Annotated in this window: 20 protein-coding genes; 1 reads left to right on the top strand and 19 read right to left on the bottom strand. The window is 66.6% G+C overall.

Annotated features, from left to right (window positions below):
- Window positions 1–48: 48 nt before the first annotated feature.
- From ftsA to dksA, 18 genes are all read right to left on the bottom strand, one after another.
- Window positions 49–1278 carry a cell division protein FtsA gene (ftsA, locus tag H7F35_RS16855; protein WP_093126106.1) on the bottom strand — a complete coding sequence of 410 codons (1230 nt, stop codon included), beginning with the start codon at window positions 1276–1278 and terminating at the stop codon, window positions 49–51.
- A gap of 30 nt (window positions 1279–1308) precedes the next feature.
- A complete protein-coding gene (locus tag H7F35_RS16850) occupies window positions 1309–2097 on the bottom strand; it encodes a cell division protein FtsQ/DivIB (RefSeq protein ID WP_187113950.1) in 789 nt (262 codons plus the stop codon).
- A 2-nt stretch (window positions 2098–2099) separates the two neighbouring features.
- Complete coding sequence (locus H7F35_RS16845; RefSeq protein ID WP_187113949.1) at window positions 2100–3071, bottom strand: D-alanine--D-alanine ligase; 972 nt, start codon at window positions 3069–3071, stop codon at window positions 2100–2102.
- Window positions 3068–4537: a UDP-N-acetylmuramate--L-alanine ligase gene (gene murC / locus H7F35_RS16840; RefSeq protein WP_187113948.1), complete on the bottom strand. Its 1470-nt coding sequence runs from the start codon at window positions 4535–4537 to the stop codon at window positions 3068–3070. Before murC ends, H7F35_RS16845 begins: the two co-directional genes overlap by 4 nt.
- Entirely contained in the window at window positions 4534–5595 is a 1062-nt protein-coding gene (gene murG, locus H7F35_RS16835; protein ID WP_187113947.1) for an undecaprenyldiphospho-muramoylpentapeptide beta-N-acetylglucosaminyltransferase, read from the bottom strand. The genes murC and murG overlap by 4 nt, the downstream gene beginning before the upstream one ends.
- A 76-nt stretch (window positions 5596–5671) precedes the next feature.
- Complete coding sequence (gene ftsW / locus H7F35_RS16830; RefSeq protein WP_187113946.1) at window positions 5672–6970, bottom strand: putative lipid II flippase FtsW; 1299 nt, start codon at window positions 6968–6970, stop codon at window positions 5672–5674.
- Entirely contained in the window at window positions 6967–9195 is a 2229-nt protein-coding gene (gene murD / locus H7F35_RS16825; protein WP_187113945.1) for a UDP-N-acetylmuramoyl-L-alanine--D-glutamate ligase, read from the bottom strand. Before murD ends, ftsW begins: the two co-directional genes overlap by 4 nt.
- Window positions 9196–9208: 13 nt before the next feature.
- Window positions 9209–10387 (bottom strand): phospho-N-acetylmuramoyl-pentapeptide-transferase, encoded by a 1179-nt coding sequence (gene mraY / locus H7F35_RS16820; protein WP_187113944.1) that lies wholly within the window; start codon window positions 10385–10387, stop codon window positions 9209–9211.
- A 22-nt stretch (window positions 10388–10409) separates the two neighbouring features.
- Window positions 10410–11840 carry a UDP-N-acetylmuramoyl-tripeptide--D-alanyl-D-alanine ligase gene (gene murF, locus H7F35_RS16815; protein ID WP_187113943.1) on the bottom strand — a complete coding sequence of 477 codons (1431 nt, stop codon included), beginning with the start codon at window positions 11838–11840 and terminating at the stop codon, window positions 10410–10412.
- Complete coding sequence (locus H7F35_RS16810; RefSeq protein ID WP_187113942.1) at window positions 11837–13396, bottom strand: UDP-N-acetylmuramoyl-L-alanyl-D-glutamate--2,6-diaminopimelate ligase; 1560 nt, start codon at window positions 13394–13396, stop codon at window positions 11837–11839. Before H7F35_RS16810 ends, murF begins: the two co-directional genes overlap by 4 nt.
- A gap of 2 nt (window positions 13397–13398) precedes the next feature.
- A complete protein-coding gene (locus tag H7F35_RS16805) occupies window positions 13399–15153 on the bottom strand; it encodes a peptidoglycan D,D-transpeptidase FtsI family protein (RefSeq protein WP_187113941.1) in 1755 nt (584 codons plus the stop codon).
- Window positions 15150–15491 (bottom strand): cell division protein FtsL, encoded by a 342-nt coding sequence (gene ftsL, locus H7F35_RS16800; RefSeq protein ID WP_187113940.1) that lies wholly within the window; start codon window positions 15489–15491, stop codon window positions 15150–15152. The genes H7F35_RS16805 and ftsL overlap by 4 nt, the downstream gene beginning before the upstream one ends.
- A 1-nt stretch (window position 15492) precedes the next feature.
- On the bottom strand, window positions 15493–16416 hold the full coding sequence (gene rsmH, locus H7F35_RS16795; RefSeq protein WP_187113939.1) for a 16S rRNA (cytosine(1402)-N(4))-methyltransferase RsmH: 924 nt from the start codon (window positions 16414–16416) through the stop codon (window positions 15493–15495).
- An 8-nt stretch (window positions 16417–16424) separates the two neighbouring features.
- Window positions 16425–16853, bottom strand: a complete 429-nt coding sequence (mraZ, locus tag H7F35_RS16790; RefSeq protein ID WP_013539433.1) for a division/cell wall cluster transcriptional repressor MraZ — start codon at window positions 16851–16853, stop codon at window positions 16425–16427.
- Between the two features lie 273 nt (window positions 16854–17126).
- On the bottom strand, window positions 17127–18455 hold the full coding sequence (hslU, locus tag H7F35_RS16785) for an ATP-dependent protease ATPase subunit HslU (protein ID WP_187113938.1): 1329 nt from the start codon (window positions 18453–18455) through the stop codon (window positions 17127–17129).
- Between the two features lie 2 nt (window positions 18456–18457).
- Entirely contained in the window at window positions 18458–19003 is a 546-nt protein-coding gene (hslV, locus tag H7F35_RS16780) for an ATP-dependent protease subunit HslV (protein ID WP_187113937.1), read from the bottom strand.
- A gap of 64 nt (window positions 19004–19067) precedes the next feature.
- Window positions 19068–20735 (bottom strand): STAS domain-containing protein, encoded by a 1668-nt coding sequence (locus H7F35_RS16775; RefSeq protein WP_187113936.1) that lies wholly within the window; start codon window positions 20733–20735, stop codon window positions 19068–19070.
- A 49-nt stretch (window positions 20736–20784) separates the two neighbouring features.
- Complete coding sequence (gene dksA / locus H7F35_RS16770) at window positions 20785–21747, bottom strand: RNA polymerase-binding protein DksA (protein ID WP_261803690.1); 963 nt, start codon at window positions 21745–21747, stop codon at window positions 20785–20787.
- A gap of 378 nt (window positions 21748–22125) precedes the next feature.
- On the opposite strand from dksA, the gene H7F35_RS16765 reads away from it, so the two are divergent.
- Window positions 22126–23613, top strand: coding sequence for a YdgA family protein (locus H7F35_RS16765; protein WP_261803655.1), 1488 nt, complete (start codon window positions 22126–22128; stop codon window positions 23611–23613).
- A gap of 141 nt (window positions 23614–23754) precedes the next feature.
- Here the strand turns inward: H7F35_RS16765 and H7F35_RS16760 are convergent, their stop codons facing one another.
- Window positions 23755–24810, bottom strand: coding sequence for a CobW family GTP-binding protein (locus tag H7F35_RS16760; RefSeq protein WP_187113933.1), 1056 nt, complete (start codon window positions 24808–24810; stop codon window positions 23755–23757).

The raw sequence follows: 24810 nt of genomic DNA, 5'->3' as shown, positions 1-24810 counted from the left end.
GCAAAGGGGGGCTGCTGCGCGCGAGCCAAAGTGGGGACTGGGTCATGGTCAGAAGTTCCCCACGATGAAGTCCTTGAAGCGTCCGAACGCGGTCTTCACCGACCCGTTCTTCTGCGCGACCTTGAAGCCGCGCATGCGTGCGAAGCGGGCCTCTTCGAGCAGGCCCATGACTGTAGCGGCGCGAGGCTGTGCAACCATGTCGGACAACGCGCTCGAATACTTCGGAATGCCACGGCGCACGGGCTTCAGGAAGATGTCTTCACCCAGCTCGACCATGCCCGGCATCACCGCGCTGCCACCCGTAAGCACCACGCCCGACGACAGCACTTCTTCGTAGCCCGACTCGCGCACCACCTGTTGCACCAGCGAGAAGATCTCTTCGATGCGCGGCTCGATCACGCCGGCCAGTGCCTGCTTGCTCAGCATGCGCGGGCCGCGATCGCCCAGGCCCGGCACCTCGACCTGCGATTCAGGGTCGGCCAGCAGTTGCTTGGCGTAGCCATGCTCGACCTTGATGTCTTCCGCGTCCTTGGTGGGCGTGCGCAGCGCCATCGCGATGTCGCTGGTGATCAGGTCGCCCGCGATCGGAATCACGGCCGTGTGGCGGATCGCGCCGTTGGTGAAGATCGCCACGTCGGTCGTGCCGGCGCCGATGTCGACCAGCACCACGCCCAGCTCACGTTCGTCTTCCGTCAGCACCGCCTGGCTCGATGCCAGCGGGTTCAGCATCAACTGGTCGACTTCGAGGCCGCAGCGGCGCACGCACTTGATGATGTTCTCGGCCGCGCTCTGCGCGCCGGTCACGATGTGCACCTTGGCTTCGAGCCGCATGCCGCTCATGCCGATCGGCTCCTTCACGTCCTGCCCGTCGATCACGAACTCCTGCGGCTCGACCAGCAGCAGGCGCTGGTCGCTGGAGATGTTGATGGCGCGCGCCGTCTCGACCACGCGGGCCACGTCGGCCGGAGTGACTTCCTTGTCCTTCACCGCCACCATGCCGCTCGAATTGATGCCGCGGATGTGGCTGCCGGTGATGCCGGTGTAGACGCGGCTGATCTTGCAGTCAGCCATCAGCTCGGCCTCCTTCAAGGCCTGCTGGATGCTCTGCACCGTGGCGTCGATGTTCACCACCACGCCACGCTTGAGCCCGTTGCTCGGCGCAATCCCGAGGCCGGCCAGCTTGAGTTCGCCGCCGGGCAGCACTTCGGCCACCACCACCATCACTTTGGCGGTGCCGATGTCGAGTCCTACGACCAGGTCTTTGTATTCTTTAGGCATTGAGATATGTCCTCGATTTCTCGATGAGCGCTACTTGATTCTTCTTGGGGCCTCGGGCGAGACCGTGGTGACGCCGCGCAGCCGCAGTGCATACGCGTCGTTGTGGCGCAGATCGGCGCCTTCGACGTCGGCCACCGTTCGGTGGTACTGGCCCGCAACCTGGGTCACGGTCTTCAGGAAGCGCTGCAGGCGGGCCGTCACCTCCTCGCTCTGGCCTCGGCCCAGCTCGATCTCTGCACCGCTGTCGAGCACCACCTTCCAGCTGCCCCGGCTCGACAGCGACAGCTCGTCGATGCTGAAGTCGTAAGGCTGGAACTGCGGCTGCAGCACGCGGTACATGCCGAGCACCTGCCCGGCCTGCTCGATCGGGCCATCGAGGCGCGGCAGGTTGTCGTCCACCTCGGCCACGTTGGCCTCGAACACGTCGCCGAAGCCGTTGATCAGCTTGGAGCCCGCTTCGTCGCCCCAGTTGGCCACCGGCACCTGCTCGGTCAGCGTCACACGCAGCTTGTTCGGGAACTCGCGCCGCACCACCGCGCTGCGCACCCACGGCACCGACTCGAAGGCGGTGCGCGCACGCGCCAGGTCGATGGTGAAGAAGTTGCCGTTGAGCTGCGGCGCCACGTTGGCACGCAGCGTGACCGCGTTGTTGTGCGTGACCTCGCCGTCCACCTTGATGCCGCCGATGGGAAAGAAAGGTTGGCGCAGCACCCACCATGCGCCCGCCGCCAGCAGCATGAGCGCCACCGCCGCGAATGCAAGATTCGCAACGATGTTCATGAGCTTGACGTCGAAGGGCGCGGGGATGCTGTCGGCCATGGCTATTGCGAACCTCCCGTGGCGTCGAGCGTGGCCGAGGCCAGCACTCGCAGGCAAAGTTCTTCGTAGGGAATGCCTGCCGCGCGCGCCGAAATCGGCACCAGCGAATGGCCGGTCATGCCCGGCGAGGTGTTCATCTCGAGCAGGAAGGGCTTGCGGTCGCTGGCGCGGATCATCACGTCGGCACGGCCCCAGCCCCGGCAGCCGAGCGTGCGGTAGGCGGCCAGCGTGATGCTCTGGATCTCGCGTTCCTCGGCTTCGGGCAAGCCGCTCGGGCAGTGGTACTTCACGTCGTCGGTGAAGTACTTGTTCTGGTAGTCGTAGGCGCCTTCGGGCGCGGCAATGCGCACCACCGGCAGCGCGCGCGCATCGAGCCCGTGGCCGAGCACGGCGCAGGTCACTTCCTCGCCTTCGATGAATTCCTCGCACAGCACGTCGGCGTCGTACTTCGCCGACAGCGTGACGGCGTCTTGCATCTGCGAGTAGCCCTCGACCTTGGTCACGCCGATGGACGAGCCCTCGCGCGGCGGCTTCACGATCACGGGCAGGCCGAGCACGTCGGGCACGGCCATGATCTGTTCGCGGCTTTGCTGGTCGAAGGCCAGGCGCACGTACTTGGGCGTCGGCAGGCCATCGGCTTGCCAGATGCGCTTGGTCATGACCTTGTCCATGGCCACGCTCGAAGCCATGACGCCCGAGCCGGTGTACGGAATGCCCAGCAGTTCGAGCGCGCCCTGCACGGTGCCGTCTTCGCCATGGCGGCCATGCAGCGCGACGAAGCAACGCGCGAAGCCGTCGCGCTTGAGCTCGAACAGCTCACGCTCGGACGGGTCGAACGCATGCGCATCGACGCCGCGCGAACGCAGGGCTTCGAGCACACCGTTGCCGGACATCAATGAAATCTCGCGCTCGGCGGAGCTTCCGCCGAACAGCACGGCCACCTTGCCGAAGAGTTTTGGATCCTGAAGGCTCATGCAGCCCTCCCCTTGCGCGCACTGCGCTCCGATGTTGATGAGGACGGCGCCACAGCGGCGGCCGCACCGAGTTCGACCACCCTGGCCGGCACCGCGCCGATGGACCCCGCGCCCATGCAGAGCACCACGTCGCCGGGCAGGGCGTTGTCGAGAATGGCTTGAGGCATGGCGCCGATGTCGTCGACGAACACCGGCTCCACCTTGCCCGCCACGCGCAATGCGCGCGCCAGCGTGCGGCCGTCGGCTGCCACGATGGGTGCTTCACCGGCGGCATAGACCTCGCCCAGCAGCACCGAATCGGCCGTGCCGATGACCTTGACGAAATCCTCGAAGCAGTCGCGCGTGCGGGTGTAGCGGTGCGGCTGGAAGGCCAGCACCAGCCGGCGACCCGGGAAGGCGCCGCGCGCCGCAGCAATGGTGGCCGCCATCTCGACCGGGTGATGGCCGTAGTCGTCGATCACGGTGAAGTGGCCCGCGGCGGCATCGCCCGGCACGCTCACTTCGCCATAGCTCTGGAAGCGGCGGCCCACGCCCTTGAATCCTTCGAGGCCGCGCTGCACGGCTTCGTCGGGAATGCCAAGCTCGACCGCCACGGCGATCACCGACAGCGCATTGCGCACGTTGTGCTCGCCCGGCAGGTTCAGCACGATGGGCAGGTCGGGCAGCGTCACGCCGTTGCGGCGCTGGGCGGTGAAATGCATCTGGGCGCCCACGGCGCGCACGTTGATGGCGCGCACCTGGGCGTCCTCGCCGAAGCCGTAGCTGGTGACCGGGCAGGTGACGTCGGCCACGATGTCGCGCACGGCCGGATCGTCGGTGCACAGGATGGCCACGCCATAGAACGGCATGCGGTGCAGGAAATCGACGAAGGCTTTCTTGAGCTTCGCGAAGTCGTGCCCATAGGTCTCCATGTGGTCGGCGTCTATGTTCGTGACCACCGCCATGATGGGCAGCAGGTTCAGGAACGAGGCGTCGGACTCGTCGGCCTCGACCACGATGTAGTCGCCGCTGCCCAGTTGCGCATTGGCGCCGGCGCTGTTCAGGCGGCCACCGATCACGAAGGTCGGATCGAGCCCCGCGGCGTCGAGCACGCTGGCCACCAGGCTGGTGGTGGTGGTCTTGCCGTGCGTGCCGGCAATCGCGATGCCCTGCTTCAGGCGCATCAGCTCGGCCAGCATCAGCGCGCGCGGCACGACCGGAATGCGCTTCTCGCGTGCGGCCAGCACCTCGGGGTTGTCCGACTGCACCGCGGTGGACGTGACGACTGCATCCGCGCCGTCGATGTGCGCTGCCGCGTGGCCGACGAAGGTGCCGATGCCCAGGCCCGCGAGCCGGCGCAGCGTGACGCTGTCGGACAGGTCGGAACCGGTGATCTTGTAGCCCAGGTTCAGCAGCACTTCGGCGATGCCGCTCATGCCCGAGCCGCCGACGCCGACGAAATGGATGTGACGAATCGCGTGCTTCATTTGGCAAGCTCCTCGCAGGCGCGGACAACGGCTTGCACAGCCTCTGTCTTCTGCATGGTTTTGGCCTTGGTGGCCTTCTCGATCAGCGTCGTGCGCTCGGTGTTCTGTAGCAAATCAGCCAGCAATTCAGGTGTGAGGTCGGCCTGCTGCACGAGCCAGCCGCCGCCCGCATCCACGAGGAAGCGCGCGTTGGTGGTCTGGTGGTCGTCGACCGCTGAAGGGAAAGGCACGAACAGCGCTGCTGCGCCGACGGCCGCGATTTCTGTGACGGTGCTGGCACCGGCGCGCGCGACGATGACGTCGGCGTCCGCATAGGCCTGCGCCGTGTCTTCGATGAAGGGCGTGAGTTCGCCCTCGACGCCGGCGGCCGTGTAGTTGGCGCGCAGCTCATCGATCTGCTTGGCGCCGCTCTGGTGCAGCACCTGCGGGCGCACGGCCGCATCGATGCGTGCCAGCGCCTGCGGCACCACGGTGTTGAGGCCGCGCGCGCCAAGGCTGCCGCCGACCACCAGCAATTTGAGCGGGCCCGTGCGACCCACGAAGCGCGTGGCCGGATCGGGCTGCGAGGTGAATGCCGCGCGCAACGGGTTGCCCACCCACTGCGCCTTCTTGATCACGTTCGGGAAGGCCGTGAACACACGGTCGGCCACGCCCGCCAGCACCTTGTTGGCGAGACCCGCGACCGAGTTCTGCTCATGCAGCACCAGCGGCTTGCCCAGCAGCACGCCCATCATTCCGCCCGGAAAGGTGATGTAGCCACCCAGGCCCACCAGCACGTCGGGCTTGACGCGGCGCACCACGCGAAAGCTCTGCCAGAAGGCGCGCAGCAGCTTCGGCGGCAGCAGCACCAGCGTGAGCGGGCCCTTGCCGCGCACGCCGCCGAACTGCACGGGCTCGAAGGCGAAGCCGCGCGGCGGCACGAGTTTTTCTTCCATGCTGCCGGGCGCGCCCAGCCAGTGCACGCGCCAGCCGCGTTCGCGCAGCGCTTCAGCCACGGCAAGTCCCGGAAAGATGTGGCCGCCGGTTCCGCCAGCCATGACGAGTGCGGTGCGCGTCATACGCGGCCTCCCCGCATGAGCGGCGCATTTGCGCCGCAGCGCTGCGCGCTGACGCGGTTGTGGCGAAACCGCGTTCTCATACGCGGCCTCCGCGCATGAGAACGCGGTTTTCATAGTCGATGCGCAGCACGATGGCCAATGCGACCATGTTCATCAGGATGGCCGAGCCCCCGAAGCTCATCAGCGGCAGGGTCAGCCCCTTGGTCGGCAATGCGCCCAGGTTCACGCCCATGTTGATGAAGGTCTGGAAGCCGATCCACACGCCGACGCCCTGGGCGACGAGGCCCGAGAACACGCGGTCCAGCGCGATCGCCTGGCGGCCGATGTGCATGATGCGGCGCGTGAGCCAGAGGAACAGGCCGATGATCAGCAGCACGCCGATCAGGCCGAACTCTTCACCGATCACGGCGAGCAGAAAGTCGGTGTGCGCCTCGGGCAGCCAGTGCAGCTTCTCGACGCTGCCGCCCAGGCCCACCCCGAAGATCTCGCCGCGCCCGATGGCGATCAGCGAGTGCGACAACTGGTAGCCCTTGCCAAGCGCGTGTTCTTCGCTCCAGGGATCGAGGTAGGCAAAGATGCGCTCGCGGCGCCACGGGCTGCTCGCGACGATGCTGCCGAAGGCCACCACCACCAGCGCGGCAATCACGAAGAACATGCGCGCGTTCACGCCGCCCAGGAACAGGATGCCCATGGCGATCACGGCGATCACCATGAATGCGCCCATGTCGGGCTCGGCCATCACCAGCATGCCGACCACCACCACCGCGATGCCCATCGGCAGCACGGCGCGGAAGAACCGCTCCTTGATCTCCATCTTGCGCACCATGTAGCTGGCGGCGTAGAGCACCATCGCGAGCTTGGCGAGTTCGGAGGGCTGGAAGCGCATGAAGCCCATCGGCAGCCAGCGGCGCGCGCCGTTGACGTTGATGCCGATGTGCGGAATGAGCACGGCCACCAGCAGCAGCAGCGAGGCCACGAAGAGCCAGGGCGCGGCACGCTCCCAGGTCTTCATCGGAATCTGGAAGGCCAGCAGCGCGGCGATGAACGCGATCACCACCGAGGCGGCATGCCGCGTGAGGAAGAACGAAGCACCGTAGCCGGCGCGCGCAAAGCGCGGGTTGTCGGGCAGTGCGATCGAGGCCGAATACACCATGATCAGGCCCCAGGTCAGCAGCGCGACCGTGACCCAGACCAGCGCCTGGTCGAAACCCAGCACACGCATCGGCGTGGCCTTGGTCTGCGAGAAGCCGGCGCCGCCCAGGCGCACCGGCAGGTGCATCGGCAAGGCGTCGATGCCGCTGCGGGCACGCGTGAACCAGCCACCGAAGCGGCTGGTGCGGGTCTCTGGCGTGGCGCCTGAGGCAGCGGAGTTCAAACCTGCTCCTCCATCGATCCCGAAGCGGAAGACGACGGGGCGTCTTGCGTCGGGGTGTGTTCCCCAAGAAGGCCGCGCGGGCTGTCCGCGTAGGCCTGCACGGCCTCGCGGAACACTTCGGCGCGGTGCTCGTAGTCCTTGAACATGTCGAAGCTCGCACAGGCGGGTGACAGCAGCACGGCATCGCCGGGGTTGGCACGGGCGGCGCAGAGCCTGACGGCCTCCTCCATCGAGCCGGCATGCATCAGCGAAACACCGGTCGTGGCCAGCGCGGCTTCGATGATCGGCGCGTCGCGTCCGATCAGCACCACGGCGCGCGCGTACTTGCGCACGGGTTCTGCGAGCGGCTCGAAGTCCTGCCCCTTGCCTTCGCCGCCGAGGATCACGACCACGCGGCGTTCTTCGCCAAGGCCGATCAGTGCGGCGACCGTCGCGCCGACATTGGTGCCCTTGCTGTCGTCGAAGTACTCGACCTCGTCCACGATCGCGATCGGCTCCACGCGGTGCGGCTCACCGCGGTACTCGCGCAGGCCATAGAGCATCGGGCCCAGCGCGCAATCGGCTGCGCTGGCGAGCGCGAGCGCGGCCAGGGCGTTCATGGCGTTGTGGCGACCGCGAATGCGCAGCGCATCGGCGGGCATCAGGCGCTGAAAGAAGATTTCTTCTTCCACCACCGCACCGCGCTTGCGCTTCTGTGTTTCGTCGGCTTCCAGCGCGCGCACCAGCCAGGCGACGCCGTTGATGCGCTCGATGCCGTAGTCGCCGGGGCGCAGCGGCATCGCCGCGCCGAAGGTGACATGGGCGCGAATCTGCGGACGCTGCAGCTTCGCGCGGATGGGCGGCGGCAGCATCGCCATCACGCCGGCGTCGTCGCGGTTCAGCACCAGCAGGCCGCGCGCGCCGAAGATGCGCGCCTTGGCCGCCGCGTAGGCCGGCATGTCGCCGTGCCAGTCGAGGTGGTCCTGCGTGAGGTTGAGCACGGTGGCGGCGGTCGGCTCGAAGTCCTGCACGCCGTCGAGCTGGAAGCTGGAGAGTTCAAGCACCCAGACGTCGGGCAACGTGCCGGCATCGATGTGCGCGGACAGGGTGTCGAGCAGCGTCGGGCCGATGTTGCCGGCCACGGCCACGGTCTTGCCCGCGCGCTCGACCAGTTGGCCGGTGAGCGCGGTCACGGTGGTCTTGCCGTTGGTGCCGGTGATGGCGAGCACCGCGGGCGTGTAGCCCTTTGGCGGTTCGGGTTCGGCCACGGGCGCCAGTTCGAGCTGGGGCGTTTCTTCCTCGGCGGCAGCAGAGGCCGGGTTGGTCGCGGCGAACTCGGCGATCTTGGCAACGAACTCGGCGGCTTCCTTGGCTGCCGTGGGAACGTAGGGCTTGCCGGTTGTCGGCAGGCGGGAGCCGGTGTTGGATGCCGGTGTGGCAGTGGGCGCGTCCGACGCAGCTTCCGGGACTTCCACCGCGGCGTCAGGGGCTTGCGATGCAGCTTCAGGCGCTTCGGCATCCGAGGCTTCTGTCGGCGTCGCGACGGAAACGCTCATCGACGGATCGCGTGGCATGGCTTCGGCCATGGCGGGGGTGACCGGCTCGGGACTGGTTTCAGTGGCTTCGGGCGTTTCGACGGCTTGCGCTGGTTCGGCCGGTTCGCTCGGTTCGGTCGACACAACCGGTTCCGTCACGAGTGCGACGGCATCGGCCGGCGCAGCCTCTTGAACAGCTTCCGGCGTTTCGACGACAGGCAGTGGCTCTTCCAACGGCAGTTGCGCCTGGGCTTCCGTTTCCACGGCCTCCTCGACTGGCACTTCTTCAGCCACCGGCTCGGCCAGCGCTTCAGGCTCGACCGCCACTTCAGGCACGGGCTCGGCTTCCACCACCGGCACTTCGACCGTCCGCAAATCCAGCAGCGCACGTGCGAACAGATCCAGTTCGCCACCGACCGGCAGGCCGACCGCGCGCGCCGCGTCGACCACCGATGCAATGGTCGCGGGCGAAAGGCCCGGCGAGCGGTACACCGCGCGAATCGGCGTGCCTTCGATCAGTGCGGCCGAGAACGGCCCGCCGACAAAGACGACATCGGGCCACTGCGCCTTCAGCGTCGCGAGCAGCGCGGGCGCCTCGCGCGTGTCGGCCACAGTCACGACCGCACCGTGGCGCGCGCACCAGCGCGCCATCGCCAGCCCGGACGCGCCGAGGCCGAGGATGAGAACGGGGAGGTCTTTCAGGTGCCGCATGTGCTTTTTCTTCTCAGCGCAGCTTCAGCGTTGAAAGGCCCACGAGGCACAGCAGCATCGTGATGATCCAGAAGCGCACCACGACCTGCGTCTCGCGCCAGCCGCTCTTCTCGAAGTGGTGGTGCAGCGGCGCCATCTTGAGCACGCGGCGGCCTTCGCCGTAGCGCTTCTTCGTGTACTTGAAGTACATGACCTGCGCCATCACCGAGAGCGCCTCGACCACGAAGATGCCGCCCATGATGAAGAACACGATCTCCTGGCGCACGATGACCGCGATGGTGCCCAGCGCGCCGCCCAGCGCGAGCGCGCCCACGTCGCCCATGAAGACCTGCGCCGGATGGGTGTTGAACCAGAGGAAGGCCAGGCCCGCGCCGGCCATGGCCGAGCAGAACACCAGCAGCTCGCCCGAGCCCGGGATATTGGGGAACAGCAGGTACTTGGAATACACCGCGCTGCCCGTGACGTACGCGAACACGCCCAGCGCCGAACCGACCATCACCACCGGCATGATCGCCAGGCCGTCGAGCCCGTCGGTCAGGTTGACCGCATTGCTCGCACCGACGATCACCAGGTAGGTGAGGATCACGAAGCCGATGCCGCCCAGCGGATAGCTCACTTCCTTGAAGAAAGGCACCAGCAGGTTGATCTTGGGCGGGAAGTCCAGATCGAAGCCCGACTGCACCCAGGCGAAGAACAACTGCAGCACGCGCCAGTTGGAGCTTTCGGAGATGCTGAAGAGCAAATAGAAACCGGCCATGAGGCCGACCACCGACTGCCAGAAATACTTCTCGCGCGAGCGCATGCCTTCAGGGTCCTTGCTCACCACCTTGCGCCAGTCGTCCACCCAGCCGATGGCGCCAAAGCCCATCGTGACCCACAGCACGATCCACACGAACCTGTTGGAGATGTCGAACCACAGCAGCGTGGCGAAGGCGATCGAGAACAGCACCAGCACACCGCCCATGGTGGGCGTGCCGCTCTTGGTCAGGTGCGTTTCCATGCCGTAGCCGCGGATCGGCTGGCCGATCTTCAGGGCGGTCAGGCGGCGGATCACGTACGGACCGGCCACGAGGCCGACCACCAGCGCCGTCAGCGCCGCCATCAGCGCGCGGAACGTGAGGTACTGGAAAACGCGCAAGAACCCGAACTCGGGCGACAGCGTTTGCAGCCATTGGGCCAGGCTCATCAGCATGTGGTGTTGCGCGGCTCATGCGTCATGACCGGCCTCCTTTTTGTTGTGGTTGTGCATGGGCAGCAATGGCCTGCACCAGCCGCTCCATCTTCATGGAGCGCGATCCCTTGACGAGCACACTGCCGACCTGCGGCAAGCGGGCGAGCACCGCCGCGCTGAGCGCGTCGAATGCCTCGAAATGGCGGCCGTTGGCGTCGCCCTTGAAAGCTGCAACGGTGTGGGCCGTCGCGGTGCCGATCGTGTAGACGGTCTCGATGCCGCGCTGGCGCGCCCGCTCGCCGACTTCGGCGTGGAACTCGGGCGAGCGGTTGCCCACCTCGGCCATTTCACCGAGCGCCAGCAGGCGCGGGCCCGGCAAGGCGGCGAGCACGTCGATGGCGGCGAGTACGGAATCGGGGTTGGCGTTGTAGCTGTCGTCGACCAGCGTGAGCGCGTGGCCGTTCGGCAGCACGATCTCGCTTGCCTTGGAGCGGCCCTTGACCGGCTCGAAGGCCGAGAGGCCGGCCGCGATGGTCTCGATGGCAACGCCGGCCGCGAGTGCGCAGGCGGTGGCGGCCAGCGCGTTGCCCACGTTGTGGCGGCCCGCGATGTGCAGGCGCGCGTCGAAAGCGCCCAGCGGCGTGCGTACGCGCACGGCCCAGGCGCCCTGCGTCCATTCGGCGCTGCCGAGCGAAATGTCGGCAGCCTCGTCTTCGCCGAAGGTCATGCAGCGACGGCTGCCGCCTTCGCGGGCCATGTCGGTCCACAGCGAGGTGAAGGTATCGCCGTACGGAAACACGGCCGTGCCGTCGTCGGGCAGCACCGCGAACACGGCGGCGTTCTCGACGGCCACCGCTTCGACGGAGGCCATGAATTCCTGGTGCTCGCGTTGGGCGTTGTTGACCAGTGCGATGGTCGGGCGCGAAATGGTGGCCAGCCGCGCAATCTCGCCCGGGTGGTTCATGCCGAGTTCGAGCACGGCGCGCTGGTGCGATGCGCGCAAGCGCAGCAGCGTGAGCGGCACGCCGATCTCGTTGTTGAAGTTGCCGGCCGTCGCCAGCGCGCGTTCGGCGTGGAAGGCAAACAGGATCGCCGCAATCATCTGCGTGACGGTGGTCTTGCCGTTGCTGCCGGTGACGGCGATCAGCGGCAGCTCGAACTGTGCGCGCCAGCCGGCGCCGAGCGCACCGAGCGCGGCCAGCGAGTCCGGCACTTCGAGGCCGGCAAGGCCTGCAGCTTCGAGGCCATGATGGGCAATGGCAGCAACGGCACCCTGCTTCCTGGCATCGGCCAGGAAATCGTTGGCATCGAAGCGTTCGCCCTTGAGCGCGACGAACAGGTCGCCCGCAGCCAGTGTGCGGGTGTCGGTGTGGACGCGGGCGATGACCGTCAAAGGGTCACCCACCAGGCGCGAACCTGGAATCCACTGCTGCGCCTGCGCCAGCGTCATGTTCAGCGGCGTCGTATCGCTCATGCGGCACCTCGCTGGGTCAACGCCTGCAGTGCATGCGCCTTGTCGGAAAACGCGATGCGCTGGCCGGCAATTTCCTGCCATGCCTCGTGGCCCTTGCCGGCGATCAGCACCACGTCTTGCGGTGCGGCTTGCGCGAGCACATCGGCAATGGCAGCGGCGCGGTCGGGCTGCACCTGTGCCACTTCGGGGCGCGAGAAGCCGCGCAGCACCTGGGCAATGATCGCGTCGGGTTTTTCGCTGCGCGGGTTGTCGCTGGTGACGACGACGCGATCGGCCTGGCGCTCGGCCACGGCGGCCATCATCGGGCGCTTGATCGGGTCGCGGTCGCCGCCACAGCCGAACAGGCACCACAACGCACCGCCGCGCTGTTTGGCGAGCGGACGCAAGCCGATCAGGGCCTTGTCGAGCGCATCGGGTGTGTGGGCGTAATCGACCACGGCGAGCGGCGCGCTGGCGCCGTCGCCCAAAGCCACGCGCTCCATGCGGCCCGGCACGCTGGTCAGGTTGGCGCAGGCAGCCACGGATTGCGCGAGCGTCAGGCCCAAGGCGCGCAGGGTGCCGAGCACGCCCAGCAGGTTGGCGACGTTGTACTGGCCGATCAGGCCGGTCGACAGCCGCTCGACCGTCGCGGTGCCGTGCTCGGCCACCGAGAACTGCAGGCCCTGCGCGTCGTAGCCGACGTCGCGCGCCATCAGCCGCGCCGGATGGCCTTCGGCCGACACGGTCCAGACGTCGAGCGCGCCAATGCCGGCATCGACCAGGTTCGCGCACAGGCTGGCGCCGTGCACGTCGTCGATGTTGATGACGGCCGCGCGCAGGCCGGTCCAGCGGAACAACTCCGCCTTGGCCTGCCAGTAGGCGTCCATGCTGCCGTGGTAGTCGAGGTGGTCCTGCGTGAAATTGGTGAACACGGCCACGGCGACGCGCGTGCCGTCGAGCCGGCGTTCGGCAATGCCGATCGACGAGGCCTCGATGGCGCAGGCGCCGAAGCCGCCCGTGACCAGCGCGCGCAGTTCGCGCTGCATCATCACGGGGTCGGGCGTGGTGAGGCCGGTGTAGGTCAGCGCGGGCGGCACGCCGATGCCCAGCGTGCCCATCACGGCACAGGGCGACGGCGCACCGCGCTCCAGCGTGCCGTCGGGCCGCATCGCGCGAACGCCACCGGCCGCGCGCAGCGTACCGAGCGATTCGGCCAGCCACCACGCGGTGGAGGTCTTGCCGTTGGTGCCGGTCACGGCCAGCACGTCGAGCAGGGCCGAGGGGTTGTCGTAGAAGGCCGAGGCGATCGGGCCGGTGGCCATCTTCAGGCCGGGGTAGCTCACGATGCGCTGATCGCCGTCGAAGCCGAAGGCCTCGACGCCCTCGTGCTCGACCAGGCAAGCCACGGCGCCCTGCGCCAGCGCGGCGGCCACATGCTTGCGCCCGTCGGTCGCGGCACCAGGCCAGGCGATGAAGGCATCGCCCGCGCCCACGGCGCGGCTGTCGGCATGCAGCGCACCCTGCACGCGTTCCTTGAGCCAGAACGCTGCCAATTGGGGAGAGGTGAATGTGAGCATGGTCAGAAGCTCTCGTCGACGCCCTGCGTCATCACAAGCGGTTTGACAGCCAGATCGGGCGCAACGTTCATCATGCGCAGGGTCTGCTGCACGACTTCGCTGAACACGGGCGCAGCCGCAAGCCCGCCGAAATACTGACCGTCGGTGGGCTCGTCGATCATCACCGCGACGATGATTCGCGTCTTCTCGATGGGCGCCATGCCGGTGAACCAGGCGCGGTACTTGTTGCTGGCGTAGCCCTTGCCGACCTGCTTGTGGGCCGTGCCCGACTTGCCGCCGACCGAGTAGCCGACCGTCTGGGCGCGCGTGCCGGTGCCGCCGGGGCCGGCGGCCATCTGCAGCATCTTGCGCACCGCCAGTGCGTTGGACGGGGAGAACACCCGCACGCCGACCGGCGTCTCGGTGCTCTTGAGGATGGTGACCGGAATGATCGAACCGTCGTGCGCGAACGAGGTGTACGAGTGCGCCATCTGGAACAGCGACGCCGACAGGCCGTAGCCGTAGGCCATGGTGGCCTGCTCGACCGGCTTCCAGGTCTTCCACGGGCGCAGCCGGCCGGTGACCGCGCCAGGAAACTGGATTTGCGGCTTCTGGCCGTAGCCAAGCGCCGTGTAGGTGTCCCACATCTCGTGCGGGGTCATCTTCTGGGCGATCTTGAGCGCGCCGACGTTGCTCGACTTCTGGATCACGCCTTCGACCGTCAGCGTGCCGTAGTTGTGGGTGTCGCTGATGGTGAAGCCGCCGATCTGGAAGCGGCCGGGGCCGGTTTCGATCAGCGTCGTCGGCTTCACGCGGCCAGCTTCGAGCGCCATGCCGACGGTGATGGGCTTCATGGTCGAGCCGGGCTCGAAGGTGTCTGTCATCGCGCGGTTGCGCAGCTGCTCGCCCGTCAGGTTCTGGCGCTTGTCGGGCACGTAGCTCGGGTAGTTGGCCAGCGCCAGCACTTCGCCGGTGATGGCGTCGAGCACCACCACGCTGCCGGCCTTGGCCTTGCGCGCAGTGACCGCGTCGCGCAGCTTCTGGTAGGCGAAGAACTGCACCTTGCTGTCGACGCTGAGCTGGATGTCCTTGCCGTCGAGCGGCGGCACGGTCTCGCCCACGCCTTCGACCACGCGGCCCAGGCGGTCCTTGATGACGCGGCGCGAGCCGGCCTTGCCGGCCAGGTCCTTGTTGAAGGCCAGCTCGATGCCTTCCTGCCCGTTGTCTTCCACGTTGGTGAAGCCCACCACGTGCGCTGCCGCCTCGCCCTCGGGGTACTGGCGCTTGTATTCCTTGCGCTGGTAGATGCCCTTGAGGTTGAGCGCGGCGATCTGCTTGGCGATGGGTTCGTCGACCTGGCGCTTGATCCAGACGAAGGTCTTGTCCTCGTCTTCGAGCTTCTTGTCGAAGTCCTTTTGCGACATCTCCAGCAGCTTGGCCACCTGCTTGAGCTTGGCGCGCACTTCGGGGTCGTCGCGTTCGATGTCTTCGGGAATGGCCCAGATGCTGGGCGCCACCACGCTGGACGCGAGGATGAGTCCGTTGCGATCGAGGATGCGACCGCGGTTGGCCGGCAGCTCCAGCGTGCGCGCAAAGCGCACTTCGCCCTGCCGCTGGAAGAAGCTGTTGTTGAAGACCTGCACGTACGCGGCCCGCGCCGCCAGCATGACGAAGCCCAGCGCGATGCCGGCCACGATGAACTTGCTGCGCCAGACCGGCGTCTTGCTCGCGAGCAAGGGGCTGGTGGTGTAGCGCACGCTGCGGTTGCCGCGGCTCATCGTGGCGCCCTCCCCGCGGCCGCGGGCTTCGGCGGCGTCACCGGCGGCAGGGGTGCCACGGCCGGAATCACCGAGCCGTCCGGGCGCACGTACTGCGTGATGGCCGGCGTGGTGGTGCGCATCTGCAGCTGCTCCTTGGCGAGCTTCTCGACGCGCAGCGGCGTGGCCTGGGCGCGCTTTTCAACCTGCAGCCGGTCGCGGTCGGTTTCGAGCCGGCGGGCTTCCTGCTGTACGCGGTCAAGCTCTGTGTAGAGCTGGCGCGACTGGTACTGCGTGTGCACAAGGTACAGCGCCGTCGCAATGACGGCCAGCAGCAGGAGCAGGTTGATGCGGGCCATGTCAGTTGGCCTCGGTGCGCTCGGCCACGCGCAGGATGGCGCTGCGCGAGCGCGGGTTGCCGCTCACCTCGGCTTGCGATGGCTTGATGCGCTCGAGCGCATTGAGCTTCATCACCTTCGGGGCGGCAAAGGGTGCACGGCGGTCGTAGACCTCCTTCGAGTGCTTGGCAATGAACTGCTTGACGATGCGGTCTTCCAGCGAGTGGAAGCTGATCACCGCGAGCCGTCCGCCGGGCTGCAGCACGGAAAGGCTTGCCTCTAGCGCCTGTTGCAGCTCTTCAAGCTCGGCGTTGATGAAAATCCGAAAAGCCTGAAATGTGCGCGTTGCAGGGTTCTGGCCCTGCTCGCGGGTTTTGACCGTGCCAGCCACGAGCTCGGCCAGTTCGGTGGTGGTTGAAATTGGGCCCCGTTCTTGTCGGCGAGCAACAATCGCCTTTGCAACCTGAACAGCAAACCGTTCTTCGCCATAGTCACGGATCACCTCTGCAATCTGCTGAAGTTCGGCCGTTGCCAGCCATTCGGCCACGCTCTCGCCGCGCGTGGTGTCCATGCGCATGTCGAGCGGGCCGTCGAATCGAAAACTGAAACCGCGCACCGGGTTGTCGATCTGCGGCGAGCTCACGCCCAGGTCCAGCAGCACGCCCGCCACGCTGGCATCGGGCAATTCGCCCAGCGAGCGGAATCCCTGGTGCCGGATAGAAAAACGCGCATCCGAGATGCGCGCTGCTTCGGCCACTGCTTCCGCATCCTTGTCGAATGCGATCAGCCTGCCTTCCGGTGCCAGCCGCGCGAGGATTGCGCGCGCATGACCTCCCCGGCCGAAAGTTGCATCGACATAGGTGCCGGTTGCCGCCGCGCTGCCGGAAAGAAGGGCTTCCACCGCTTCGTTCAGCAAGACGGTCGTATGGGTCCATGGGGTGTTCACGTGGATCCTCAGAACGCGAAGTCCTGAAACACATCGGGCATCTCGCCCTGGGTGGCCTCGGCCTCCTTGGCCTCGTACGTGGCCTTGTCCCAGAGTTCGAAGTGGTTGCCCATGCCCAGCAGCAGCGTGTCGCGCGCGATGCCGGTGGCGGCGCGCAGTTCGGGCGACACCAGGATGCGGCCGGTGCCGTCCATCTCCACGTCCATGGCGTTGCCAAGGAACACGCGCTTCCACCACTGCGCCGACATCGGCAGCGCAGCGATGCGCTCGCGGAATTTTTCCCATTCGGGACGGGGGAACACCATCAGGCATCCGTGCGGATGCTTGGTGATCGTGAGCTGGCCGCCCGCCGTGGCGCTCAGGACGTCGCGGTGCCGGGTCGGCACGGAGAGCCGCCCCTTGGCATCCAGACTGAGCGATGAAGCGCCTTGAAACACGACCACGAAACCCCTGTGTTGGGAGGTGCTGCAGCACCCGAAGGGGGCACCACCCGCACTATTTCCCACTTAACTGCACTTTTTTGCACTGTAGCAGGAAACACTTGGGACGCAACTGGCCGTTGGTGGTATTTTTTGTAATGGAATCAACGACTTAGCGCTGATTCCCAAACCCGGGAATCAGCGAATTTCGTTGAAAATGAAGTACTTAGCTCACGCAGTGAATGTGATGCGTGAAGGATTCCCCCGTTACAGGGGGAAGAAGAAGCGGCTTCAGAGAATGAAGCGCGAAAGGTCTTCGTCGTGACTTAGTGCCGCAAGGCGCTGGTCGACATAGGCGGCATCGATGCGGATCGATTGGCCTTCAAGGCGGGTCGCGTCGAAGCTTACCTCATCCAGCAAACGCTCCATCACGGTCGACAAACGGCGCGCGCCGATGTTCTCGGTGCGCTCGTTGACCTCGAAGGCAATGCTGGCCAGCCGGGTCACGCCATCCGGCATGAATTCGAGTGTCACGCCTTCGGTGGCAAGCAGCGCCTGGTATTGCTTCACGAGCGAAGCACGCGTCTGCGTGAGGATGCTTTCGAAGTCCGACACCGAGAGCGACTGCAGCTCCACGCGAATCGGAAAGCGCCCCTGCAGCTCGGGAATCAGGTCGCTCGGCTTGCTCAGGTGAAAGGCGCCACTCGCAATGAACAGCATGTGGTCGGTGCGCACCACGCCGTACTTGGTGGTCACGGCCGTGCCCTCGACCAACGGCAGCAGGTCGCGCTGAACGCCCTGGCGCGACACGTCGGAGCCTTGCGCTTCGCTGCGCGTGGCGACCTTGTCGATCTCGTCGATGAAGACGATGCCGTTCTGCTCGGCATTGGTGATGGCCTGCGCGCGAATCTCGTCCTCGTTGACCAGCTTGGCCGCTTCTTCGTCGATCAACAGGCGCAGCGCCTCGGCGATCTTGAGCTTGCGGGTCTTGCGCTTGCCCTGCCCCATCTGGCCGAACATGCCGCGCAATTGCTCGGTCATTTCTTCCATGCCGGCGGGTCCCATGATCTCCAGCGGGGTGCGGGTCTCGGCGAGGTCGAGTTCGATTTCCTTGTCGTCGAGCTGGTGCTCGCGCAGCTTCTTGCGGAAGGCCTGGCGCGTGGGGTTCGGGCCTTCCAGCGCGGCGGCACTGCCATCGGCGCCGCGCGCGGGTGGCAGCAGCACATCGAGGATGCGGTCTTCGGCCGCATCTTCGGCACGCGCGCGCACCTTGATGCTCTCGGCTTCGCGGGTCTGCTTGACGGCGATTTCCGCGAGGTCGCGAATGATCGAATCGACGTCCTTGCCGACGTAGCCCACCTCGGTGAACTTGGTCGCTTCGACCTTGATGAACGGCGCATCCGCCAGGCGCGCAAGGCGGCGGGCGATCTCGGTCTTGCCCACGCCCGTGGGGCCGATCATGAGGATGTTCTTGGGCGTGATCTCGCCGCGCAGCTTTTCTTCGACCTGCTGGCGGCGCCAGCGATTGCGCAGGGCGATGGCCACGGCGCGCTTGGCAGCCGGCTGGCCGACGATGTGGTTGTCGAGCTCGGAGACGATTTCCTGGGGGGTCATGGACATGGTCAGAGCGCTTCCACCGTGTGGTTCATGTTCGTGTAAATGCAGATTTCGCCCGCGATCGCCAGCGATTTCCTGACAATCTGCTCGGCCGAAAGGTCGGTGTTGTCGATCAGCGCCTTGGCCGCCGACTGCGCATAGGCACCACCCGAACCGATGGCAATGACGCCGTCTTCCGGCTCCAGCACGTCGCCGTTGCCGGTGATGATGAGCGAGGTGGTGGCGTCGGCCACGGCCAGCATGGCTTCGAGCTTGCGCAGCACGCGGTCGGTGCGCCAGTCCTTGGTGAGTTCGACGGCTGCGCGGGTCAGATGCCCTTGGTGCTTTTCGAGCTTGGCCTCGAAGCGCTCGAAGAGCGTGAAGGCGTCGGCCGTGGCGCCGGCAAAGCCAGCGAGCACCTTGCCGTGATAGAGCCGTCGCACCTTGCGCGCCGTGCCCTTGATGATGATGGTGCCGAGAGTGACCTGCCCGTCCCCGCCAATGGCGACCTGATCGCCTTGGGGGGTCTTGCGGCGCACGCTCACGATGGTGGTGCCGTGAAACTGTTCCATCGAAGCCATCTGGGGATGCGCCGCGGCAATGCAACCCCCGGGCAAAGCCGGGTTCCAGGCGGTTTCAGTTCTTGCGAATGGCTACGGTTGCGTGGTCCGCAATGCCGATCAGGTTGAACAGCGCGGCCATCAGGCGGTGTGCATCGACGAACTGCACCCGCTCGCCGTTGGCGTCGCGCGCGCGCACCCAGCTCAACAACGTTCCGGCGGCAACGAGATCCATGCGCACCAGCGCCGCACAGGAAATGACGGGCGCCGTGGTGTGGCGCAGATCGTTGTCCAGCCGCTGCCAGCACGAGAGCGAATCGCCCCGCAGGTCGCCCGCCAGCGCCGCAAAAGCGCTGTCGGTGGACGGAAAGCTGTCGGAGTCACCGCCAACGGACAGCAGCGACCACACCGAACTGTGCCGGCTTGCCGGCGGCGCGGCCAGCGAGGTGTATTCGCCCTTGGGGTCTTGCCAGGACGGCGGCGACACCTCGTAGGTGATGCAGTAGTTGAGCGCCACCAGCTCGAAATCGTCGGGCAGATGCATCATGCGCAGCGCGGCAAGGTGCAGTTGCCACCAGATGTCGTTGGTGCCACGGTCGTTGTTGGGCGCCGCCTCGGACAGCACTGCCAGCAACTGGGCGGTGCCCATGAAGCGCAGTTGCACCGGCGAGTCGGCCCAGTGGGCGAACAAGGCGCGCAGCGGCGCGGCCGCATCGGGCTCGATGGCGCTCAGGCCACGCCAGTCGAGCGTCCAGACCGAACCCGCCTGCGAGAGTGCGCGCGTGAGGCCCATGAGACCTTCGCGCGCCAGGCGTGCGGGGCTGGTCCAGTCGGCGCTGCCGCCTTCGGCTGTTGTTACGGCTTCTTCGCTGGCAGTGACCGCCTTCACACTGCGGGCCAGCTCTTCGAGCGACACCCAGTCGGGCCCCATGCGCTTCATGCGCTGCGCATAGCGCATGCGGGCGGCCGCAAACTTGGCGGCATCGCCCGTTGCGCGGTACAGATCGAACAGGGCACGCCAGCGGCTGTCGTCACGCTCGGCTGTGGGGTGATCGCTCTCGCCATCGGAAGCCGTGGGGCTCTCGGAGGCCAGGGCCTGCAGCAGGATGGCTTCGGCGCCGGCATCGTCGCCATGCGCAAAGCGGATCACCGCCTCTTCGAGCGCGCCATCGTGGGCGAGCCGGGACGACATCAGCGGCGCGCTGCTGGCGACGGGCGGACTGCCAGCCGTCACTGGTGCAACGGCAGCGGTGGCTGCCGGGGCAGGCACGCGCTCGGCCTGCTCTTCGAGCGGGTCGCCGGCATGCACGGGCGGCAGCGTCTCGGCGCCGGCATCGGGCGGCGGGTTGACCAGCGTCTCGCCGTTCGGCCCCCGCCCCTTCCACCACTGCTGCGACATCTGCTGCTCGATCTCGTCGATCTTCTTGAGCGTGAGCGCGCGGCCCTCCGGCTTTTCGGAAGAGCTGTTCAGGTTGAACGAAGACGGCGTGACCGTCGCCTCGAAGGCATGGGCGGCGGCTTCGCGCTGGCGCAGCTTGCGAAGCATGTCGAACTCGCGCCGGCGCACGAAATCGTTGCGCTGGCGCCGCTCGATCATCTCCTTGAGCATTTCCCGGCTGTAGGCCTGGTCGGGCAGCGAGGAGTCCGACGAAGAAGGCGCATCCAGCTCCGACCAATCCTTCAGGGGATTGCGGACAAACTTGGCCACCTTGGAAAAAAGGCGGCCCGACTCTTCCTTTGCCATGCGGTGAAAGACTGTCGAACGAGCAGGTTTCTCTCTACCTTCTCGCCGATCAATCCCCGAACATCTTTTGCTTGAGTTCGCGGCGCTGTTGCGCTTCGAGCGACAGCGTGGCGGTCGGGCGGGCCAGCAGGCGGCCGACACCGATGGGTTCGCCGGTTTCGTCGCAGTAGCCGTAGTCGCCGGCGTCGATGCGCTGGATCGATTGCTCGATCTTCTTGAGCAGCTTGCGCTCGCGGTCGCGCGTGCGCAGCTCGAGGGCGTGTTCTTCCTCGATGGTCGCGCGGTCGGCCGGATCGGGCACGACCACGGTGTCTTCACGCAGGTGCTCGGTGGTTTCGCCGGCGTTTTCCAGAATGCCGCGCTTGAGTTCGACCAGCTTCAGGCGGAAGAACGCCATCTGCTTTTCGTTCATGTACTCGTCGTCGGGCATGGCGATGACTTCGGCATCGCTCAGCTCGGCGGCGGTCTTGGCCTTCCAGTTGTTGACCAGCTTCGGGTCTTTCTTGACGGCCAGCGGCGGCGGCGGCACCAGCGCGGTGGAAGGTGCTTGCGAGAAGCTGGATTTGGCAGCGGTCGATGCCACCGACTGCGGCATCGAGGGGACGGTCAGTTGCGACAGCCGGGACACACGGCCACCACGTGCAGCGGGTGCGGGCGTGATGGTTTGAACGGGCATCGAGGGTGTCGCCGGGGCGGAAGAGGAGGCGGCAGCCGTTTTTTTCATGGGGATCGGGGGGACAGAAGGAACGGCAGCAGGGCGGCCGACAGGTTTGGATGACGATGGACCCGCGCCTGCCGCGGTCTTGGTCGCAGGCTTGACGGGCTTCTTCGCAGCGGTCGCGGCTTTGACCGGTGGTGCTGCGGGCTTTTTGGACGGCGCGCTTTTCTCCTTCGCGGCAGGACCATGTGCGGTGGCGGAAACCTTTTTCGCCGCGGGTACAGCCTTCGCAGCCGGCGCCTTCTTTGTGGCGGGCTTGGTTGCTGGCGTGGCCTTTGCGGCGGGTTTCTTCACGGTGACTGGCTCCTTGAACGAACTGGAACGCGCTTTCACTGGGTGTCTCCTCCCATGGGAACCACTGCGGCTTTCAGACCGCGCGGGCTCCACGTTGTCGGGGTGCTCGCGGTTGGCGAACCCCGGGGTTATACCCCCGAAAGCCCACCAAAAACGTGCGGCGCCCCGTGCCGGAAGTCACATCTTGTCCATCGGGACGGACATGGCTGCCGGAACAGGCGCGCGATTGTATAGAGAACTCGAACGCGCGGGCGCGCTGTGGCCGTGCCGATCAACTCCGTTAGCATCGCGCGGCGTTGTCGGAGGAGGCAACGCAGGCCCGCCGATGCCCCTGTGCGGCGCGGGCCCATCCGATCATTCGACAAAAGAAAGCAAGTCTTGAGCAAGAAAGCAGTATTGGGAGTTCTGGCCGCGGCCATCGCCGTCGCCTATGGCGGCAGCACCTGGTGGGCCGCCTCGCAGATCAAATCGCGGTACGACATCGCCTTCGACGAGCTGCCCAAGCAGACGGCGATGGTGCGCGTGGTCGAGCGCAGCTACGACCGCAGCTTCCTGGGTGCCGTCAGCACCGTGACACTGGAAATCGGCTGCGCGCCCGAAGCCGTCGCCGCTGCGCCGGCGCCTGCCGCCAAGCCCGCGGAAGGCGAAGAAGCCGAGGCCGACGAGGACAAGGACGCCGATGCCACGCCGTCCAAGCCCTTGCGCATCACCCTGCGCGACACCATCCACCACGGCCCGCTGGCCGGTGGATCGCTGGCCGCCGCCACCATCGACAGCGAAGTGGTGCTCGACGCCAAGACGCAGGCCGAAGTCGAAAAGCTGTTCGGCAAGGCCAAGCCCCTGACGGTGCACACCAAGGTCGGCTTCAGTGGCGCCTTCACGACCGACATGACGGTCGCGCCCGTCAAGTTGACCGAAGACGGCAAGGGCCAGTTCAACTGGCAAGGCGCGCAGGCCCGCGCGGAAGTGAACGCAGCGCGCACCCAGGTGCGCTACGAGCTGACGATGCCGGGCATGGACTTCAACTCCATCCGCAGTGGCGTGACCATGAAGATGGGCAAGCTCGCCGTCAAGGCCGACATGGACAGCAGCGCCGGCTGGATCCTGGCCACCGGCAAGACCGAAGGCCACCTCGACTCGCTCGAATTCGCGGCGCCCAAGGGCCTGGGCAACGCCCCGGGCGGCGAGCACAAGGCCCTGCCCACCGTGCTGCTGCAAGGCCTCGACCTGCTCGGCGACGCCACCATCAAGGATGGCCTGTACGCATCGGGCGGCACCCTCAAGGGCAGCGGCAAGATCGGCGAAACCAAGATCGACAAGTTCGAGGTGAGCAGCAGCGCCCGCAACATCCACGCCGCCGGCTACAAGAAGCTGGCCGACGCCTGGATGCAGTCCAGCGCCGCCAACGGTTGCGGCAAGGGCGGCAGCAAGGCCTCGCAGGACGCCATCAAGGCGCTGACCGACCAACTGGCACCTGATCTGAAGGCCATGGCCAAGTACAGCCCCGAATTCAGCCTCGACAAGGCGCTGGTCGAAATCGACGGCAAGCGCGGCGAAATCAGCTACACCGTGGGCCTGACCGGTGTGACCGACGAAGACCTGCAAGTCCCCGGCACCGGCCTGCTGATGAAGCGCGGCGTGCTCAAGGCCAACGCGCGGTTGCCGATGAAGTGGCTCGAAAAGCTCGCTGAAACCGGCGCCGGAAGCGGCCAGACGCCGCCGCCTGAAATGGTGGCGGGCCTGGTCGAGCAAGGCGAGCAAAAAGGCTTCGTCAAGCGCGACGGCGATGACGTCACCGCCAAGGTCGAATTCAGCGAAGGCAGCCTGAAGGTCAACGGCAAGCCGCTGGGCGCAGCGGGCAACTGAGCAAGCCCGGTGCTTCTCCCTCCCCCTCTGGGGGAGGGCCGGGGTGGGGGCACATCGGCCTGCGAAAAAGGCAGGGCGTCTGATCGACGGCCTGCCCCCATCCCAACCGCCCCCCAGAGGGGGAAGGAGCAAATCAGAGACTCAGACCAGGCACTGCTCCAGCCCCTGCTCCAGGATCTCGCGCGGCAGCTCGATGCCGATGAACACCATGCGACTCTGGCGCACTTCGTCCTTGCCCCATTCCGGGCCCAGGTCGCTGCCCATCAGCTGGTGCACGCCCTGGAAGATCACCTTGCGCTCGGTGCCCTTCATGTTCAGCACGCCCTTGTAGCGCAGCATGCGCGGGCCGTAGATGTTGACGATCGCACCCAGAAAATCTTCCAGCTTGGCCGGATCGAACGCACGATCGGCCTTGTAGACGAAGCTCTTCACGTCGTCGTCATGGTGATGATGGTGGCCGTGGCCTTCATCCTTGTGCGAGGGATGGTCGCAATGCTCGCCATGCGCGTGGTCATGGTCGTGGTGGTCATGCGCCTCTTCTTCCTTCAGGAAGTCGGGGTCGATGTCCAGCTTGGCGTTCAGGTTGAAGCCGCGCAGGTCGAAGATGTCCTTGAGCGGCACGTCGCCGAAATGCGCCTTCTGCTGCGGCGCGCGCGGGTTCATGTGCTTCAGGCGGTGAATCAGCGCCTCGGTTTCCTCGGCCGACACCAGCTCGCTCTTGCTGATGAAGATCTGGTCGGCAAAGCCCACCTGGCGGCGCGCTTCCTGGCGGTCGTTGAGCTGCTGCGGCGCGTGCTTGGCATCGACCAGCGTGAGGATCGAGTCGAGCAGGTAGCTCTCGGCGATCTCGTCGTCCATGAAGAACGTCTGCGCCACCGGGCCGGGGTCGGCCAGGCCGGTGGTCTCGATCACCACGCGGTCGAAGTCCAGCAGGCCCTGGCGCTTCTTGGCGGCCAGCACCTGCAGCGCTTCGCGCAGGTCTTCGCGGATGGTGCAGCAGACGCAGCCGTTGCTCATCTGGATGATCTGCTCTTTCGACTCGGTGACCAAGATGTCGCTGTCGATGTTCTCCTCGCCGAACTCGTTCTCGATGACCGCGATCTTCTGGCCGTGGGCCTCGGTCAGGATGCGCTTGAGCAAGGTGGTTTTGCCCGAGCCTAGAAAGCCGGTGAGGATGGTCGCGGGAATGAGGGCCAT

The sequence above is a fragment of the Variovorax sp. PAMC26660 genome, assembly GCF_014302995.1.
GTDB lineage: Bacteria > Pseudomonadota > Gammaproteobacteria > Burkholderiales > Burkholderiaceae_C > Variovorax.
Note: the sequence above shows the minus strand (reverse complement) of the source record. Positions and strands in the feature narration are given on the sequence as shown.